The organism is Geodermatophilus sp. SYSU D00867, assembly GCF_054050315.1.
This window is the reverse complement of the sequence record NZ_JBJGZC010000008.1, coordinates 104,978-120,707: the sequence shown is the minus strand read 5'-3', so window position 1 is coordinate 120,707 and position 15,730 is coordinate 104,978. Positions and strand designations below refer to the sequence as shown.

Below are 15,730 nucleotides of genomic sequence, written 5' to 3'. Positions count from 1 at the left end.
TGGGACTGGTGCGTCACTGGGTGACGTACTCCGTGAGGTAGACGTGCATGACCATCGGGACGCCGTCCTCGGTGTAGGCCTCGACGATCTGGTGCTCCAGGGACTCCTTGAGGGCCTCGCGGGCGCCGGTCACGTCGGCCGGCTGGGCCTGGGAGTAGGTGGAGATGAGGATGTCGAGGGCCTTGGAGCCGTCGACGCCGCCGCTGCCGTGCCCGCCGGAGGCGGCGGCCGCGGTGTACTCCAGGGTGATGCCGATCTTGAGGTAGCCGCCGCCGGCCAGGTTGACCGCGATGGGCTCCAGCGCGGTGTAGCCGCCGTGCTCGGGCTCCTCGGCCTCGGCCTCGCCGCCGGCGAACAGGAAGAGGTACGCCGCGGCGCCGAGGACGACCAGCAGGACGGCGGCGACGACGAGCAGCTTCTTCCTGCCGCCGCCCTTCGCCTCCTCGCCCTCGGCCGGGGCGTCCTTCTCCTTCTCCTTGGCCTTGCTCTTGGTGCTCACTCGTGGGTGCCTTCCTGGGCAGGGGCGGCGGCCGGTGCGGGCGCGGCCTGTGCGGGGGCGTCGAGGCCGGGCAGGAGCTGCCGGGCCTCGGCGGAGGCGTCGGACAGCACGACGACGTCGACGCGGCGGTTGAGGGACAGGGCGTCCGGGTCGCTCGCCGGCACCACCGGGCGGGTGTCGGAGTAGCCGGTCCCGGACATCCGGTCCTGCGGGACGCCGGCGGCGGCCAGGTGGCGCACCACCGTGGTGGCCCGGTAGGCCGACAGCTCCCAGTTGGAGGGCCACGGCCCGCCCGGGGTCACCGGCAGCGAGTTGGCGTGCCCCTCGATCGCGAGGTCGTTGGGCAGCGCGGCCAGGGTCGGGGCGACGGCGTCGAGGATGGTGCGGCCCTGGGGCTGCAGCGTGGCCTCCTCGGGGCCGAACAGCACCGGGTCGGACACGATGTGCACGGTCAGGCCGCGCTCGTCGATCTCGTACCGCGCCGTCCCGGCGTGACCGGCCGCCGCGAGGGCGGCGTCGATGGCGTCGCGCGCGGCGGCGAGCTGGTCGTACTCGGCCCGCGCCTCGGCCGCGACGTTCGCGGCCTCCTGGGCGGCGGCCTGCGCGGCGGCGGCGTCGACGTCGGACTCCGCGGCGGGGGCCGGCGGGATCTGCACGTCGACGGCGGCGTCGAGGGAGTCGAGGACCGAGGCGTCGGAGTTCGTGCCCGCGCTGCTCAGCGCGCTCACCGGGGCGCCGAACGCCTCCGACAGGCCGCTGGCCAGCGCGGCGAACTTCTCCTTGTCCACCTGGCTCATCGCGAAGAGGACCACGAAGAGCACCAGGAGCAGCGTCATCATGTCCGCGTAGGACACCAGCCACCGCTCGTGGTTCTCGTGCTCCTCGTGCTCGGGGTGCTTCCTGCCGCGGCGCTTGCCGCCGCCGTGGCCGCCGGCGCTCACGCGCCGCCCCCGGGGATGGTCACGCCGCCTCCTTGGCGGCCTCGCTCGGCGGGATCAGGGCGCTGAGCTTGAGCCGGACGGCGCGCGGGCTGGTGCCGGCCTGGATCTCGGCGATGCCCTCGACGAGCAGCTCCATCTGAGCGGCCTGCAGCTCGCTGACCCGCAGGATCTTCGCGCCCATGGGCAGGAACCAGAAGTTGGCCGCCATGACGCCCCACAGGGTCGCGACGAACGCCGAGGCGATCATCGGGCCGAGGGCCTCGGGGTTGCTGAGGCTCCCCATGACGTTCATCAGGCCGACGATGCAGCCGACGATGCCGATGGTCGGGGCGTAGCCGCCCATCGTCGTCATGAACTTGGCGGCGACCTTGTCCTCGGCCTTCTTGGCGGCGATCTCGCTCTCGAGGACGGCGCGCAGCTCCTCCGGGTCGGTGCCGTCGATGCCCATCTGCAGGCCGCGCTTGAGGAACGGGTCCTCGATCTGCTTGACCTGCGCCTCCAGCGCGAGCAGGCCCTCCTTGCGGGCCTTCTCGGCGAGGGTGACCAGGGTCTGGATCTGCTCGGAGGCCGCCGGGACCTTGGCCGGCATCAGGCCGGCCTTGAACCAGCCGCCCATCTTCTTGAGGTCGCCCATCGTCTGGCCGGACATCGCCGCGCCGAAGGTGGCGACGATGACCAGCACGATGGCCGGGAGGAAGATCAGCGACGTCGGGTCGGCGCCCTCCATGACCATGAAGACCAGGAGCGCGACGAGCGAGATGACGAAGCCGATCAGGGTCGACGGGTCCACGGGTCAGCGCTCCTCACGGGCCGGGAAGGGGACGACCGACGCGCGGCGGGTGTCGCCGGCCGGGTCGGTCGCCGGGGCGCCCGGGCCGGCGGTCGTGCTGGAGCGGTAGGTGCCGCGGTCCATGGCGTAGGCGGTCGCGAGGATGCTGGCCCGGTACTCGCGGATCTCGTCGAGCACCTCGTCGACGTCCTCGCTGACGACGTACTTGGTGCCGTCGACGAGGAAGACGACCGTGTCGGGGTGGCCCTCGACCCGCTCGATCAGGTCGGGGTTGAGCGCGAAGTGCTCCCCGTTCAGGCGCGTCACTCGGATCACGGGTGGGTCCTCTGGCTCGTTCGGGAAGGGGGAGGGCCGCGACGGCGCGGCGCCGGCTACAGGGACCATCGGTCCCGCGCGGGGACTGCTTGAGCCGAACCCGGCCCGCCGCACCACCCCCGGGGGTGAGCCCGGCACCGCGTTCCCGCACGTCACACGCGCACCGGGGCACGACGCGGCGCGGCCCGGCACCCCGGGGAACGGGTGCCGGGCCGCGGCCTGGTGGGGGAGGTCCTCGCTCAGCGCTTGAGGTTGACCAGGTCCTGCAGGATCTCGTCGGAGCTGGTGATCACGCGGCTGTTCGCCTGGAAGCCGCGCTGGGCGACGATCAGGCCGGTGAACTCCTCGGCGAGGTCGACGTTGGACATCTCCAGCGCGCCGGCGGTCAGCGAGCCTCGCCCGCCGGTGCCGGCCTCGCCGATGACGGCCTGGCCGGAGTTGTCGCCCACCCGGTAGCTGGAGTTGCCGGCCTTGGACAGGCCGCCGGGGTTGGCGAAGGTGGCCAGCGCCAGCTTGCCGATCGGCTCGCGCAGGCTGTTCGAGTAGACGCCCATGATCGTGCCGTCGTTGCTCAGCGAGATCGACTGCAGCGTGCCCATGGCGTTGCCGTTCACGCCGCTGGGGGTGAGCGAGGTCTTCCCGCCGTACTCGGTCAGCCCCCCGAGGCGGATGCCCACGCTCTGACCCGCGACCGTGAAGGAGAACGTCGTGTCCGGGGGGAGCTCGCCCGTCGCCGGGTCGAAGGACAGGACCTGCGAGGCGAGGGGAGCCGACTCGCCCTCCTGCGCGGACACGGTCCACCGGTTGGCGGCGTCCTTCGTGAAGGTGAGGGCGATCTCGTGCGCCGTCCCGACCGAGTCGTAGACGGTGACCTGCGTCTCGACCTCGCCGTCGACCGCGGTCGACGTCGACAGGTTGCCGGCGAGCGTCCCGCCGGTCGTCGCCGTCGGTGCCATGACCTGGCCGAAGGGGATGCGCAGCGGGCCGATGGGGCCGTTGGCGTCGACGGTGCCGTCCGCGCCGACCGTCCAGCCCTGCAGCTGGGCGCCGTCGGGGGTGACCAGGTTGCCGGCGCCGTCGTAGTCGAAGGACCCGGCGCGGGTGAACAGGTTCTCGTTGCCGGCGCGGGTCACGAAGAAGCCGTCGCCGCTGATCATGAAGTCGGTGGCGCGGCCGGTGTTCTGGGTGGAGCCCTGCCCGAAGTTGGTGGTGACGCCGGCGACCCGGACGCCGAGGCCGACCTGCGCCGGGTTCGTGCCGCCGGTCTCGGCGGTCGGCGCGGAGCCGTTGCGGATCACCTGGGACAGGGTGTCCTCGAAGACGGTCTGGCTGCTCTTGAAGCCGACCGTGTTGACGTTGGCGATGTTGTTGCCGGTCACGTCGAGCTTGGTCTGGTGCGCGCGCAGGCCGGAGATGGCCGAGAACATCGAGCGGAGCACGGGGAGGTCCTCTCAGGAGGGGGGAGCGTGGGCTAGGCGGGGAGGGAGATCTCGCTGAGGCGGCCGAGGGGCACCTCGGTGCCCCCGACGACGGCGGTCGGCCCGTCGCCGCCGAAGCGGACCGACGACACCGTCCCGGTCCGCGTGGTGCCGTCCTCGGCGGTCCAGCTGACGCTGTGGCCGACCAGCGCGCCGGCCGAGAGCGAGCGCTGCAGGGCCAGCAGCTCGGCGTTCTGCGCGGCGATCTCCTCGAGCTTCTCGACCTGGGTGAACGTCGCCGTCTGCGACATGAACTCGGTCGTGCTCGTCGGGCTGTTCGGGTCCTGGTACCGCATCTGCGCGACCAGCAGCTGCAGGAACGTGTCCTTGCCCATCTGGTCGCTGCGGTCCACCGCGGTGGTGGCCGTGTACGTGGCCGGGCTGCCGCCCACGCCGCCCACGGGCTCGGTCATCGTCGGCTCCTCTCAGGCCCGGACGTCGAGGACGCTCGACGCGGGGTGGTCGGCGGCGGCAGCCGGGCGGCTCCCGTCGGTGTCGGGGGTGCGCAGCCACGGCCGGCCGCGGTCGTCGGCGGCGCCACGACCCTGGGCACCGCCCTGCGCGGACCCGCGGCCGTGCTCGCCGGCCTGCTGCTGGGCCTGCTGCCAGCCGGCCTGCGCCTGCGACGAGCCGGAGCCGGCCGCGTCGCGGTCCACCTGCAGCCGCGAGCAGGTCAGGCCCGAGGCCTCCAGGTCGCGGCGCAGGTCGGGCAGGGCGTCGAGGAGGGCGGCGCGGCCGGCGTCGGAGGCGCCGCGCAGGCTGAGCTCGACCGTGCCGGAGTGGACGGTCACCCGGACCTCGACCGGGCCGAGCGTCTCGGGGGTGAGCACCAGCGTCATGGTGTGGGTGCCGTCGGGGCCCGCGGCCAGCGTGGCGACCGTGGGGGCGACCTGGGCGGCCACTGGCGGCTGGGGCACGTCGGGCCGGGCCGGGGCCGCGGCCGGGGTCGCCGATGCGGGAGCCGGTACCGGGGCGGGCGCCGGGACCGCCGACAGCGGGGTCCCACCGGAGGTGCCGGGGTCGCGCTCCTGCGCGCCCGGGTCCGCGGCCGCAGGGACCGGTGCGGCGGCCGGTGCGGCCGGCGCCTCGGCGGGGACGGGCAGGGCGGCCGCCGGGACCGGCGCCGGCTGCGGGTCGGCCGCGACGACGACGAGCCCCGCGGGCAGCGCCGCCGCGGCGGGAGCCGCGGGCGGAGGGGTCGCGGGAGCCGGGACGGCGGTGCCGGGCAGCGCGGCGGGCGCGGTCGGCACGCCGGCGCCCGCGGGGACCGGCGCCGGGGCGGGCCGGGGGAGGCCGGCGGCGACGCCCGGCACCGCGACGGCCCCAGCGGGGACGGCGCCGTGCGCGGCGGCCGCACCGGGGGCCGCGGCGTCGGTGCCGCCGGGGGTGCCGCCAGGGGTGGTCGTGCCGGTGCCGGGGACGGCGGTGCCGAGGGCGAGGGCCAGCGCCCAGCCGACCGGCAGCGCGCCGGGCGGCACGGGGGTGTCGCCCGCGGGGCGGGCGTCGGCCGGGGCTGCGTCGTCGGCGCTGCCGGCCGGGGTGTCGGCGGTGGCCCCTGGGCGGCCGGGGTCGCCGTCGCGGCCCACGGCGCGGCCGGGACGGTCGCCGTCGCGGCCGACGCCGCGGTCGGCGCGCGGACGCCCGGCGGCGGCGTCGTCGAGGACGTCGTCGAGGGCGGACGCGAAGCCGGCGGCCGAGCCCGGGTCGGAGCCGCCGGCCGGGGAGGCAGGGGCGGGCGCGGCCGCGGCGGCGGTCAGGACGGGAGCTGTCACGAGTAGGCCTCCGCGGCGCTGGTGACCTTGCGGACGTAGGACCGGGTCTCGGCGTACGGCGGGATGCCGCCGTGGCGGGCGACCGTGCCGGGACCGGCGTTGTAGGCGGCCAGCGCGAGGTCGGTCGAGCCGAACCGGTCGGTGAGCTGGCGCAGGTAGCGGGCGGCGCCGTCGATCGACGACGCCGGGTCGCCGGCGTCGACGCCGAGGCCCTGGGCGGTGGCCGGCATGAACTGCATGAGGCCGGTGGCGCCCGCGGGCGAGACGGCGGAGGAGTCGAAGCCGGACTCGACCTTCGCCACCGCGGCGAGCAGCGCCGGGTCGACGCCGTGCCTGGCGCCGGCGGCGGTGAACAGGTCGGCGTACGGGACGCCCGCCAGGCCGGCGCCGGGGGCGGCCACCGCCGTGGAGGCGGGGGCGGAGGCGGGCAGCGCCCGGCGGATGACGGTCGGGGTGCCGACGTCCTGCACCCGGACGACGTCGCCCTCCTGCGGCGCGGCGATCATCTTCCCGTCGCCGACGTAGATGCCGACGTGGTCGATGCCCGGGCGCGACGGGGAGTTGTCGAAGAACACGAGGTCGCCGGGGCGGGCCTCGGCCAGGCTCGCGACCGGGGTGCCCGCGGTGGCCTGCTGGGAGCTGGTGCGGGGCAGGTCGATGCCCAGGTCGGCGAACACCCGCTGCACCAGGCCGGAGCAGTCCAGGCCCACGGACGGGTCGGTGCCGCCCCAGGCGTAGGGCACGCCGAGGTAGCGCCGCGCCGCGGCGACCGCCTGGTCCTCCAGGCCGCTGCCGGCGGTCGCCGCCGCGCCGGTCGCCGTCGCGCCGGTCGCCGTCGTGGCCGCGGTGCCGGTGAGCCCGGCGGCGGACGCGGCGCTGGCCCAGGCAGCCGACGTCGAGGCGGCCGACGTCGAGGTGGCCGACGCCGAGGCGAAGGTGAGGATCCGGTTCTGGATCTCGGCGATGCGGCTGTGCACCGCGGTCAGTCCCTCCACGGGTCCTCCTCTCCCTCGGGTCCGGTCCCCGCGTGCCGGGCGGTGACCAGGTCGTCGACCGCGCGCTCCTCGGCGCTGAGCTCGGCGGTCCGCAGCGCGAGGAGGTGCCGCTCGCGCAGCTTCTCCAGCGCCCTGGTCCGCTGGGCGGCGGCGGTCCACCGCGCGCGCAGCAGCCCGGCCTGCTCGGCCGAGGCCTGCGCCGTCGCCCGTGCAGCTGTCACATCGGCAGCCGCGGCGGCCGATGCGACCATCGCGGCGACGAAGACGTGCGCCGGCGCGGACGCGGGCGGGACCCGCGCGGCCAGCGCGGCGGCCTGCGCCTCGGCGCGGCGCTCCGCCTCGCGGGCCGCGGCGGCCGCCTCGGCGGCGGCCCGCTCGGCGGCCTGCTCGGCGGCGCGGCGGACCCGCAGCACCGGCTCGAGGCGGAAGGCGGCCGGCTTCGCCACCTCAGCCGGCCGTCACGAGCCGGTGCAGCATCGCCCAGGCGTCGTCGGGGGCGGTGCTGTCCTCCAGCGGCTGGCGTAGGAAGGCGTCGATGGCGGGGGACAGCGCGCGGGCGCGGTCGACCAGCGGGTCGCTGCCGGCCTGGTAGGCGCCGATCTCCACGAGCTCCTTGACGTCGCGCAGCGCGCCCATCAGCCGCCGCATCTCGCGGGCGTCGGCCATCCGCGCGGGCGCGGTGACCGCGCCGGCGACCCGGGAGATCGACTCCAGGACGTCGACGGCGGGGAAGTGGCCGGTGGTGGCCAGCCTCCGGGTGAGCACGACGTGCCCGTCGAGGATCGAGCGGGCGGTGTCGGCGATCGGCTCGTTGTGGTCGTCGCCCTCGACGAGCACGGTGTAGAGGCCGGTGATCGACCCGGTCGCGCCGGGCCCGGCCTTCTCCAGCAGGCGCGGCATCATCGCGAAGACGCTCGGCGGGTAGCCGCGGGTGGCCGGGGGCTCGCCGGCGGACAGGCCGACCTCGCGCTGGGCCATCGCGGTGCGGGTGATGGAGTCCATGAGCAGCAGCACGTCGCGGCCCTGGTCGCGGAAGCCCTCGGCGATGCGGGTGGCCACGAACGCCGCCTTGAGCCGCACCAGCGGCGGCTCGTCGGAGGTGGCGACGACGACGACCGTGCGCGCCATGCCCTCGGCCCCGAGGTTCTCCTCGAGGAACTCCTTCACCTCGCGGCCGCGCTCGCCGATCAGCCCGATGACCCGGACGTCGGCCTCGGTGCCGCGGGTGATCTGCGCCAGCAGCGTGGACTTGCCGACACCGGACCCGGCGAAGATGCCCAGCCGCTGGCCCTTGCCGACCGGCACGAGGGTGTCCAGCGCGCGGACGCCGACCGGCAGCGGCTCCTCCACCCGGCGGCGGGACAGCGCGTGCGGGGTCTCGCTGGCGAGGTCCACCCAGTCGATGCCCCCGCCGCTGCCGGGACCGAGCGGGCCGTGCCCGTCGACCGGGCGGCCCAGGCCGTCCAGCACCCGGCCGAGCAGCGCCTCGCCGACCGGCACCTGCAGCGGCATGCCGGTGTTCCGGACCGGCGCGCCGGCGCGCACGCCGCCGAGCTCGCCGAGCGGCATGCAGGTGAGCCGGTCCCGGGAGACGGCGACCACCTCGGCCACGAGCCCGCGCGGGCCGGGGTCGACCTCGACGAGGTCCCCGACGGCGGCGGCGACGCCCTCGACGGTGAGGGTGAGCCCCATGGCGCCGACGACCGAGCCGGTCAGCTGCGGGCGGGCGGCCAGGCGGGCGCGCTGCAGCAGCGCGGTGGTGCTCACGCCGACAGCACCGCCCGCACCCGCGCGAGCGCCGTCGACAGCTGCGCGTCGACCCGGCGGGGGCCGCACTCGGCGACCGCGCCGGCCCGCTCGACGGCGTCGTCGCCGACGACGGTGACCGACCGCGGCAGCGCGGCGAGGGCGGCCGGCGGGACCTCGGCGAGGTCGTCGGGGTGCAGCCGGACGACGGCGGGGGCGTCGGCGGGGACGAGGGTCAGCGCGCGGCGGACCGCGTCCACGCCGGCGGTGGTCGAGGCCGACAGCTCGCGGCCGAGCAGGTCCTCGACCAGCGTCAGGACGCCCTCGACGATCGTGTCGCGGACGTCCTCGGCGGTGGGCACCACGGCGGCGTCGAGGGCGGCGACGGCGGCGCCGAGCGCGGCGGTGGCCGAGGCCATCCGCCGCTCCCAGCGGGCCTGCGCGTCGGCCAGCCGCGCGGCCGCCTCGGCCTCGGCCTCGGCGACGACCCGGCCGGCCTCGGCCAGGCCCTCGGCGTAGCCGGCGCCGTGCCCCTCGGCGCGGGCGAACTCGCGCAGCCGGGCCAGCTCCTCGGCGTAGACGTCGCCGAGCCGCAGCACGCCGCGGCCGTTGGGCACCGGGACGTCGGCGGCGCGCCGGACGGAGGACCGCCGCTCGACGACCACCTCGGGCGCGCCGTCCACGACGGGCAGCGTCAGGGGCCGGGTCAGCTGCGGGGCCGGCGGCTGGGTGGGCGGCAGGGTCAGGGGCCGGGTCAGCTGCTCGGTCGGCTGGTGGGTCGCCGCCTGCGGTGCCGGGCGCGGCTCGGGCACCGTCGTCCCCGGCACCGAGCGGTACGGCGCCGCCGCGCTGGCCGAGGCCCCGCGCAGCAGCACCGACTCCCGGGCCGTCGGACGGGGCCCGTCAGGAGACGAACTCATCGTCCCCACCGCGCGAGATGGTCAGGACGCCCTGCTCCTCGAGCGTGCGGATGACCGCGACGATCTTGCCCTGCGCCTCCTCGACCGTGCGGGCGCGGACGGGGCCGAGCAGCTCGATCTCCTCGGCGAGGTTCTCGGCGGCCCGCTCGGAGAGGTTCCGGACCACCTTGTCGCGGACGTCGGGGCGCACGCCCTTGAGCGCGGTGGCCAGGTCGTTGGCCTCGACCTCGCGCAGCACCAGCTGCATCGAGCGGTCGTCGATGGTGGTGATGTCCTCGAAGACGAACATCTGCGCGCGCACCTGCTCGGCCAGCTCCGGGTCGGAGGTGTCCAGCCACTCGAGGATCGAGCGCTCGGTCGGCCGCGGCGAGCGGTTGATGATCTCCACGAGGGTCTCGACGCCGCCCACGGTGGACATGTCCTGGTGGGCGAGCAGCGACCCCATGCGGCGGCCGAGCTCCTCCTCCACCAGCCGGACCATCTCCGGGGAGGTGCGGTCCATCGTGGCGATCCGGTGGGCCACCTCGGCCTGCTGCTCGGGGGAGAAGCCAGAGAGCACCTCGGCCGACTGCCCGGCCGACAGGTGGGCCAGCACCAGGGCGATGACCTGCGGGTGCTCGTCCTTGAGGAAGGTGACCAGCTGGCGGACGTCGGCGTTGCGCAGCGAGGCGAACGGCACCTCGGTGTAGACGACGTTGAGCCGGGCGAGGATGCCCTCGGCCTTGTCCTCACCGAGGCCGGCGGCCAGGATCTCGCGGGCGAACTCGACGCCGCCGCGGCCCACGTACCGCTGTGCGGCCATCATCTGCGAGAACTCGGTGAGGACGCCGTCGACGTCCTCCGGCTCGACCGAGCCGAGCTTCATGATCTCGCGGGTGAGGGCCTCGACCTCGCGCGGGCGCAGCTTGGACAGCAGCAGCCCGGCCTCCTCCCTGCTCATCTGGGCGAGGAAGACGGCGGCCTTGCGCAGGCCCGGCATCTCGGGACGCGGGGGAGCCGGCGGCAGCGCGGGCAGGTTGGTCCCGCCCGCGCCCACCAGCTGCTCGACGCTGGCGAGCGTCACTTGACGTCACTCAGCCAGCCGCGCAGCATCTGCGCCACCTCGTCCGGACGTTCGCTGACCATCGTCGCGATCTCCCCCCGCACCCGCTGCCGCTCCGCGGCCTCCAGTTCCAGCGCCCGGTTGTCCAGGACCGCCGTGTCGTCCCGCGAGCTGGACACCCGCAGCCGCTCGAGCTCGGCGATCAGGCCCTCGTCGAGCTCCAGGGGCTCGTCGTCCTCGTCCTCCTCCTCGTCGTCGCCGCGGCGGCGCGAGCGCAGCCACACGACGAGGACCAGCAGCGCGATGCCGAGCGCGATGCCGCCGTTCTTGACCAGGGACCACATCTGCGCCTGCTGCTCGGCCTCGCGGGCCGCGGTCATCTCCGCGGCGGCGGCGTCGGCGGCGGTGGTGTCGAAGGCGAGGGAGGCGACGCTGATGTCGTCGCCGCGCGCGGTGTCCAGGCCGACGGCGTTGCCGATGAGGTCCTGCACCTGCGTCTGGTTGAGGTTGCCGGCCACCGTGTCGTTCAGGACCACCGCGACGGTGAGCCGGTTGACCTCCCCGGGCGCGGTGACGGTGTTGGTGACCGTCTGGTCCACGGAGTTGTTCGCCGTCGTCGACTCGGTCGAGTAGGTGGAGGTGCCGCCGCCGGCGCCGTTCGCGGCGTCGGCGGTGTTCTCCGGGCCGAGCACGCCGCCGACGGCGGTGCCGTCGCCGGTGTACTGCTCGGTCGAGGTCTGCTCGGAGACCGGCGGCGTGCCCTGGGTGTAGCCGTAGGTCGTCGCGGTGCTGTCGCTCTGCGACATGTCCAGGTCGGCGCGCACGGCGACGCGGGCGTTGCCCGGGCCGAGGACGGTGTCGAGGATGGCCTGGGCGTTGGCGGCCAGGCGGCTCTCGTAGTCGGTCTCCATCTGCGAGCGGGCGTCGCCGGAGGCGGCGCTCACGCCCTGGCCGGCGGCCGAGAGCAGCTGACCGGTCGAGTCGGAGACGGTCACCTGCTCGGGGTCCATGCCCTCCACGCTGGAGGAGACCAGGTTGGTGATCGACTGGATCTGCTCGCCGGCGAGCTCGGTGCCCGGCTCCAGGTCCAGGAGCACCGAGGCGGTCGGCTCGCGCTCGTCGGAGGCGAAGACCTCGTCCTCGGGCAGCGCGACGTGGACCACGGCGGTCTGCACGCCGTCGAGCGCCTCGAGGGTGTTGGCCAGCTCGCCCTCGATGGCGCGCTGGTACTGCACCTGCTGCTGGAACTCGCTGGTGGTGATGCCCTGCTCGTCGAGCAGCGCGTACCCGGTCTCCGAGCCGGCCGGCAGGCCCTTGCCGCTCATCTGCAGCCGCAGGTCGTAGACCTGCTCGTTGGCCACGAGGATGGTGCCGCCGCCGTCGGCGAGCTCGTAGGAGACGCCGGCGGCGTTGAGCTCGTCGACGATCGCCGAGGCGTCGGTCGAGGCCAGGTTGGAGAACAGCGGCGCCATGGTCGGCGTCGTGATCCAGCGGTAGAAGAAGAAGCCGCCCAGAGCCAGCCCGGCCACCAGCAGGCCGATCACGACCTTCTGGCCGAGGCTGATGGTGGCGAGCGTGCTCCGCAGCTTCGCCAGCGGCCCAGCGAGTGCGGCAGGCATCAGACGGGCATCCTCATGATCTCGGTGAAGGCCTCGACCGCCTTGTTCTTGAGGGTCACGACCACCTCGGTGGCCACGGAGGACTCCTGGGCGGCGATCATGTAGTCGTGCACGTCACGCAGGTCGCCGGTGGCGCCCTGCACGGCGAGGGCGTCCTTGGCCGACTGCAGGCTGCCGAGCTGGTCGAGCGCGCCGGTCAGCGCGGCGGCGAAGCCCTCGCCCGACGTCGAGGTCGCCGGGGCCGCGGGCGTCGTGCCGCTGATCCCGCCGAGGGCGCCGATCGTCGGGACGCCGGGCAGCGAGATGCCGTCGATGGGGGAGCTCACGGTCAGCCCTTCCCGAGCTGGAGGGCGGCCTGGTAGGCGGTGGTCGCCCGCTCCAGGGACGCCAGGTTCGCCTGGTAGCCGCGCTGGGCCATGATCAGCTGGGTCATCTGGTCGCCGAGGTCGATGTCCGGGTACCGGACGTAGCCCTCGGCGTCGGCCAGCGGGTGGTCGGGCTCGTGCACGAGCCGGCCCTCGCCGCTGCCGAACTCGGCCCGGGCGATGCGGACACCGCCCTCGCCGGAGCCGTAGTCCACGGCCTGCGCGACGACCATGCGCTCCCTGAACGCCTCGCCGTCGGTCGAGCTGACCGTGTTGATGTTGGAGATGTTGTCCGAGACGGCGTCCATCCAGCGGCGGTGGACGGAGAGCCCGGACCCGGAGACGTCGAGGCTGTCGAACACGTCAGGACGTCCTCAGGGCCGTGCGCAGACCGCTGTACTTGCCGTCGAGCGCGGTGAGCGCGAACTGGTAGCGCAGGCCGGTCTCGGTGGCGATGACCGTCTCGCTGTCGAGGTTGACGTTGTTGCCGTCCTCGCGGGTCGGCTCGAACGAGCGCGCGATCGAGCCGCCGGAGACCGTCGGCGTCCTGCCCTGGCGCAGCTCGGCGCGCAGCGAGGACTCGAAGTCCGTGCGGCCGGCGAGGAAGCCCGGGGTCTGGACGTTGGCGATGTTGTCCGCGGTGACGCGCTGGCGCTGGGCCAGGCCGCTGAGCGCCGCGTGCAGCGTCGTCATCGTGACGTCGCTGATCATCGGGTGGACCGCCGGCGGGCAGGACGGCAGGACACGACTGGCCTCCGGGTACGTCGGGTTGCCCCGGCGCGCGAGCGCAGGGGAGGGGCCGCCGATCCGTGGCGAGAGTGGTGCTGTCCGTGCAGCGCCGACATCGGCAGCGTTCCGTCACACCTTGACCACGTTCCGTGACTCAGGTGACGGGTGTGACGGATGGCGGGGACGAGCCCGGTGGGCACTGCGGGGCCCGTGTCGCCTCCCGAGCCGCCTCCCGCGCCCGGAGGGCGGTACCGGCCCGGGGACGACGACGGCCGGGCCCGCCGCGAGGCGGACCCGGCCGGGCCGGTTCGTCGTGGAGTGTCGCCAGTCGGGCTCAGAGGGCCCTGTCGATGAAGGCGGGCACCGGGCGGGGCCGGTAGGCCATCCGCGCGGCGACGTCGCGCTGGCGCTGGGACTGGGTGATCCGCTCGACGAGCTCCTCGGCGACGGCGAGCTGGTGCTGCAGCAGCCGGGCGGCCCGCTCGCGCAGGTCCGCCGGCACCGGGCCCAGCACGCTGGGCGGGGTCCAGTCCTCCATGCGCCGGCCCCAGGCGGCGATCTCCTCGGCGCGGTTGCCGCGGATGGCCCGCTCGGCGTCGAGGACCTCGACCTCCATCTCCTCGAGGACGCCGACCCACTCCGCGCGGCGCTGCCCGTCCGCGGAGTGCGCCGCGGTCATGCGGTGCCCGCCAGGCTGGCGGCGGCCTGCCGCCAGGCGTCGCGCAGCGGCTCGACGACCCTCAGGCACGACTCGACGCGGTTGCGGTCGCCCTTGACGTTGGCCTGCACGAGCTCGGTGATCAGCCACGAGTACAGCGCGGCGAGCCGGGGTCCTCCCTCCCACGCGTCGACGCGGAGGCTCGCACGCAGCTCGAAGACGACGTCCTGCGCGTGGGTCAGCTGTGTGCCGGCGGTCCGGCGGTCGCCGGTGGCCAGCGCGGACGCGGCCCGCTCGAGGTCGAGGGCCAGCCGGTCGTAGAGCATGACCAGGAGTTGCTGGGGGGACGCGGTGGCGACGGAGTCGCCCACGTATCGGGCGCGCAGCGCGGCGGCAGTGCTCATCAGGTCTCTCCTCGGACTCGCGCGGGCGTCAGGTGGTCAGGGGGTCACGACGACGACAGGGACGACAGCTGCGAGGACAGCCAGGACGCCTGGTTCCTCAGCGTCCCGAGGGCGGTCTCCATCGCGGTGAACTGGCGGGTGAGGGTCGTACGGCGCAGCTCGAGTCGCAGGTCCCACGCCTCCACGCGCTCGTCCAGGTCCTTGGCCCTCTCCTCGGTGCTCTTCACGAGGAGGGTCAGGGTCCCGTCCGTGGTGTTCGACGCCGTCCGTGCGATGTCGGCCAGCTTGGCGGCGATGCCCGTCGGCAGGGACTGGTTGTCCGAGGTGGTGGCGGCGTCCCCGTCAGGCCCGGGCAGCGTGGTGACCTGACGGAACATCCGCTGCACGACGGCGGGGTCGGCGGCCAGCTTGTCGAGGAAGGCGGTCTCGTCGAAGGTGTAGCGCCCGTTCTGGGTGAGCTCGAGGCCGACCGCTGAGGACGAGCCGTCCTCGCCGACGGCGAACGACAGCACGTCGAGGACCCGCGAGGTGAGCTGGCGCAGGGCGCTGTCCCCCTTCAGCACGGCCGTGCTGCTCGTGCTGTCGGTGCGCGTGGAGATCGCGTCCAGCAGGGCGTTGGCCGAGGTCACCAGGGCCTGCACGTGGTCGGCGATGGCCTCCGGGTCGGTGGCCACCTGCACGGTCACCGAACTGGCCGGCTCGGTGACCGTCAGCGTGACGCCGTCGAGCAGGCCGGTGAAGGTGTTGGTCGCGGAGGTGACCTTGTAGCCGGTGCCCTCGCCGACGGTGAGCTGTGCGTTGGCGCCCTGCGTCACGGTCGTGAAGGTGTCCGGTGCGCCGACGTCGAAGCGGGATGCCTCGCCGGTCTTCGTGGAGGTCACCTGCAGCTGGTACTGGGTGGGGGAGGTCCGGACGGCGGTCGCCGAGAGCCCCAGGTCGCTGCGGGCCGTGATCGCCGCAGCCGCTTCCGCGAGCGTGCTGCGGCCGTCGCCGTTGCGGTCGACGGTGATGGTGTGCGTGGTGCCGCCCACCTCCACGTCGATGGTGGCGGCGCCGAAGTCGAGGTCGGCCGCCGTCTGCTGATCGGTGGCGGTCCACTTCTGTGTGCTGATGACCGAGTGGGCCTTGGCGACCCAGTCGACACGGAAGGAGAGGGAGCCCGGCGCCGCTCCGGTGGTCGCGGAGGCGCTCACCGCCGTGGAGGAGCTGGTCGCCTTGACCGACTGCCAGGCGGAGTCGCCGGCCAGCTTCTCCGCGGCGGTCCTGAGTGCGTCGACGCGGCTGTTCACGTCGCGGTAGGCCGTCACCTGCTGCTGGGTCCTCGAGAGCCGCTGCGCGAGGAGGGTCTGCGGATTGGCCTCGACCGCCATCAGCTGGTCGATGATCGTGGCGGTGTCCATGTTGGACACCAGACCGCTGATGCTCAGACCGGCCATCGGGACTCCTCGACTCGTGAG

19 protein-coding genes are annotated in these 15,730 nt (G+C 74.8%); all 19 read right to left on the bottom strand.

The annotated features are described in order from the left end of the window. Positions 1-13 precede the first annotated feature (13 nt). The 19 genes from ACI8AK_RS09620 to fliD all read right to left on the bottom strand — a co-directional run bounded on the left by ACI8AK_RS09620 (position 14) and on the right by fliD (position 15,709). Entirely contained in the window at positions 14-499 is a 486-nt protein-coding gene (locus ACI8AK_RS09620; RefSeq protein WP_456903320.1) for a flagellar basal body-associated FliL family protein, read from the bottom strand. Then, on the bottom strand, positions 496-1,440 hold the full coding sequence (locus ACI8AK_RS09615; RefSeq protein WP_387987857.1) for a flagellar motor protein MotB: 945 nt from the start codon (positions 1,438-1,440) through the stop codon (positions 496-498). The genes ACI8AK_RS09620 and ACI8AK_RS09615 overlap by 4 nt, the downstream gene beginning before the upstream one ends. A 19-nt stretch (positions 1,441-1,459) precedes the next feature. Beyond that, positions 1,460-2,230, bottom strand: a complete 771-nt coding sequence (locus ACI8AK_RS09610; protein WP_387987856.1) for a motility protein A — start codon at positions 2,228-2,230, stop codon at positions 1,460-1,462. Between the two features lie 3 nt (positions 2,231-2,233). After that, entirely contained in the window at positions 2,234-2,545 is a 312-nt protein-coding gene (locus tag ACI8AK_RS09605) for a flagellar FlbD family protein (RefSeq protein ID WP_387987855.1), read from the bottom strand. A 239-nt stretch (positions 2,546-2,784) separates the two neighbouring features. Then, positions 2,785-3,984, bottom strand: coding sequence for a flagellar hook protein FlgE (locus ACI8AK_RS09600; protein WP_456903319.1), 1,200 nt, complete (start codon positions 3,982-3,984; stop codon positions 2,785-2,787). A gap of 32 nt (positions 3,985-4,016) precedes the next feature. Beyond that, the gene (locus ACI8AK_RS09595; protein WP_387987853.1) at positions 4,017-4,436 is read right to left on the bottom strand and encodes a flagellar hook capping FlgD N-terminal domain-containing protein; all 420 of its coding nucleotides are present in this window, start codon (positions 4,434-4,436) and stop codon (positions 4,017-4,019) included. A 12-nt stretch (positions 4,437-4,448) separates the two neighbouring features. Next, positions 4,449-5,795 (bottom strand): flagellar hook-length control protein FliK, encoded by a 1,347-nt coding sequence (locus tag ACI8AK_RS09590; RefSeq protein WP_456956024.1) that lies wholly within the window; start codon positions 5,793-5,795, stop codon positions 4,449-4,451. Beyond that, positions 5,792-6,790, bottom strand: coding sequence for a lytic transglycosylase domain-containing protein (locus ACI8AK_RS09585; RefSeq protein WP_456956023.1), 999 nt, complete (start codon positions 6,788-6,790; stop codon positions 5,792-5,794). The genes ACI8AK_RS09590 and ACI8AK_RS09585 overlap by 4 nt, the downstream gene beginning before the upstream one ends. Further along, positions 6,778-7,236 carry a flagellar export protein FliJ gene (locus ACI8AK_RS09580; RefSeq protein ID WP_456956021.1) on the bottom strand — a complete coding sequence of 153 codons (459 nt, stop codon included), beginning with the start codon at positions 7,234-7,236 and terminating at the stop codon, positions 6,778-6,780. The genes ACI8AK_RS09585 and ACI8AK_RS09580 overlap by 13 nt, the downstream gene beginning before the upstream one ends. Position 7,237: 1 nt before the next feature. Then, on the bottom strand, positions 7,238-8,557 hold the full coding sequence (locus ACI8AK_RS09575; protein ID WP_387993854.1) for a FliI/YscN family ATPase: 1,320 nt from the start codon (positions 8,555-8,557) through the stop codon (positions 7,238-7,240). Further along, complete coding sequence (locus ACI8AK_RS09570) at positions 8,554-9,456, bottom strand: FliH/SctL family protein (protein ID WP_456956019.1); 903 nt, start codon at positions 9,454-9,456, stop codon at positions 8,554-8,556. Before ACI8AK_RS09570 ends, ACI8AK_RS09575 begins: the two co-directional genes overlap by 4 nt. Continuing rightward, positions 9,440-10,519: a flagellar motor switch protein FliG gene (fliG, locus tag ACI8AK_RS09565; protein WP_387993858.1), complete on the bottom strand. Its 1,080-nt coding sequence runs from the start codon at positions 10,517-10,519 to the stop codon at positions 9,440-9,442. Before fliG ends, ACI8AK_RS09570 begins: the two co-directional genes overlap by 17 nt. Next, positions 10,516-12,117: a flagellar basal-body MS-ring/collar protein FliF gene (fliF, locus tag ACI8AK_RS09560; protein ID WP_387993860.1), complete on the bottom strand. Its 1,602-nt coding sequence runs from the start codon at positions 12,115-12,117 to the stop codon at positions 10,516-10,518. Before fliF ends, fliG begins: the two co-directional genes overlap by 4 nt. Next, positions 12,117-12,443 (bottom strand): flagellar hook-basal body complex protein FliE, encoded by a 327-nt coding sequence (locus ACI8AK_RS09555; protein WP_387993863.1) that lies wholly within the window; start codon positions 12,441-12,443, stop codon positions 12,117-12,119. The genes fliF and ACI8AK_RS09555 overlap by 1 nt, the downstream gene beginning before the upstream one ends. Positions 12,444-12,445: 2 nt before the next feature. Beyond that, positions 12,446-12,844 (bottom strand): flagellar basal body rod protein FlgC, encoded by a 399-nt coding sequence (locus tag ACI8AK_RS09550; protein WP_387993866.1) that lies wholly within the window; start codon positions 12,842-12,844, stop codon positions 12,446-12,448. A gap of 1 nt (position 12,845) precedes the next feature. Further along, positions 12,846-13,193: a flagellar basal body rod protein FlgB gene (locus ACI8AK_RS09545; protein ID WP_387993869.1), complete on the bottom strand. Its 348-nt coding sequence runs from the start codon at positions 13,191-13,193 to the stop codon at positions 12,846-12,848. Positions 13,194-13,545: 352 nt separating this feature from the next. Then, on the bottom strand, positions 13,546-13,890 hold the full coding sequence (locus ACI8AK_RS09540) for a hypothetical protein (RefSeq protein WP_456956017.1): 345 nt from the start codon (positions 13,888-13,890) through the stop codon (positions 13,546-13,548). Then, positions 13,887-14,273: a flagellar export chaperone FliS gene (fliS, locus tag ACI8AK_RS09535; RefSeq protein ID WP_387993874.1), complete on the bottom strand. Its 387-nt coding sequence runs from the start codon at positions 14,271-14,273 to the stop codon at positions 13,887-13,889. Before fliS ends, ACI8AK_RS09540 begins: the two co-directional genes overlap by 4 nt. Positions 14,274-14,317: 44 nt before the next feature. After that, entirely contained in the window at positions 14,318-15,709 is a 1,392-nt protein-coding gene (fliD, locus tag ACI8AK_RS09530) for a flagellar filament capping protein FliD (RefSeq protein ID WP_387993877.1), read from the bottom strand. Positions 15,710-15,730 lie beyond the last annotated feature (21 nt).

What these genes read in the sequence shown, in the direction of transcription:
- ACI8AK_RS09595 (WP_387987853.1), bottom strand. Translation starts at nt 4,436, where the DNA reads ATGACCGAGCCCGTGGGCGGCGTGGGCGGCAGCCCGGCCACGTACACG.
- ACI8AK_RS09570 (WP_456956019.1), bottom strand. Translation starts at nt 9,456, where the DNA reads ATGAGTTCGTCTCCTGACGGGCCCCGTCCGACGGCCCGGGAGTCGGTG.
- fliF (WP_387993860.1), bottom strand. Translation starts at nt 12,117, where the DNA reads ATGCCTGCCGCACTCGCTGGGCCGCTGGCGAAGCTGCGGAGCACGCTC.
- ACI8AK_RS09545 (WP_387993869.1), bottom strand. Translation starts at nt 13,193, where the DNA reads ATGATCAGCGACGTCACGATGACGACGCTGCACGCGGCGCTCAGCGGC.
- ACI8AK_RS09540 (WP_456956017.1), bottom strand. Translation starts at nt 13,890, where the DNA reads ATGACCGCGGCGCACTCCGCGGACGGGCAGCGCCGCGCGGAGTGGGTC.
- fliS (WP_387993874.1), bottom strand. Translation starts at nt 14,273, where the DNA reads ATGAGCACTGCCGCCGCGCTGCGCGCCCGATACGTGGGCGACTCCGTC.
- fliD (WP_387993877.1), bottom strand. Translation starts at nt 15,709, where the DNA reads ATGGCCGGTCTGAGCATCAGCGGTCTGGTGTCCAACATGGACACCGCC.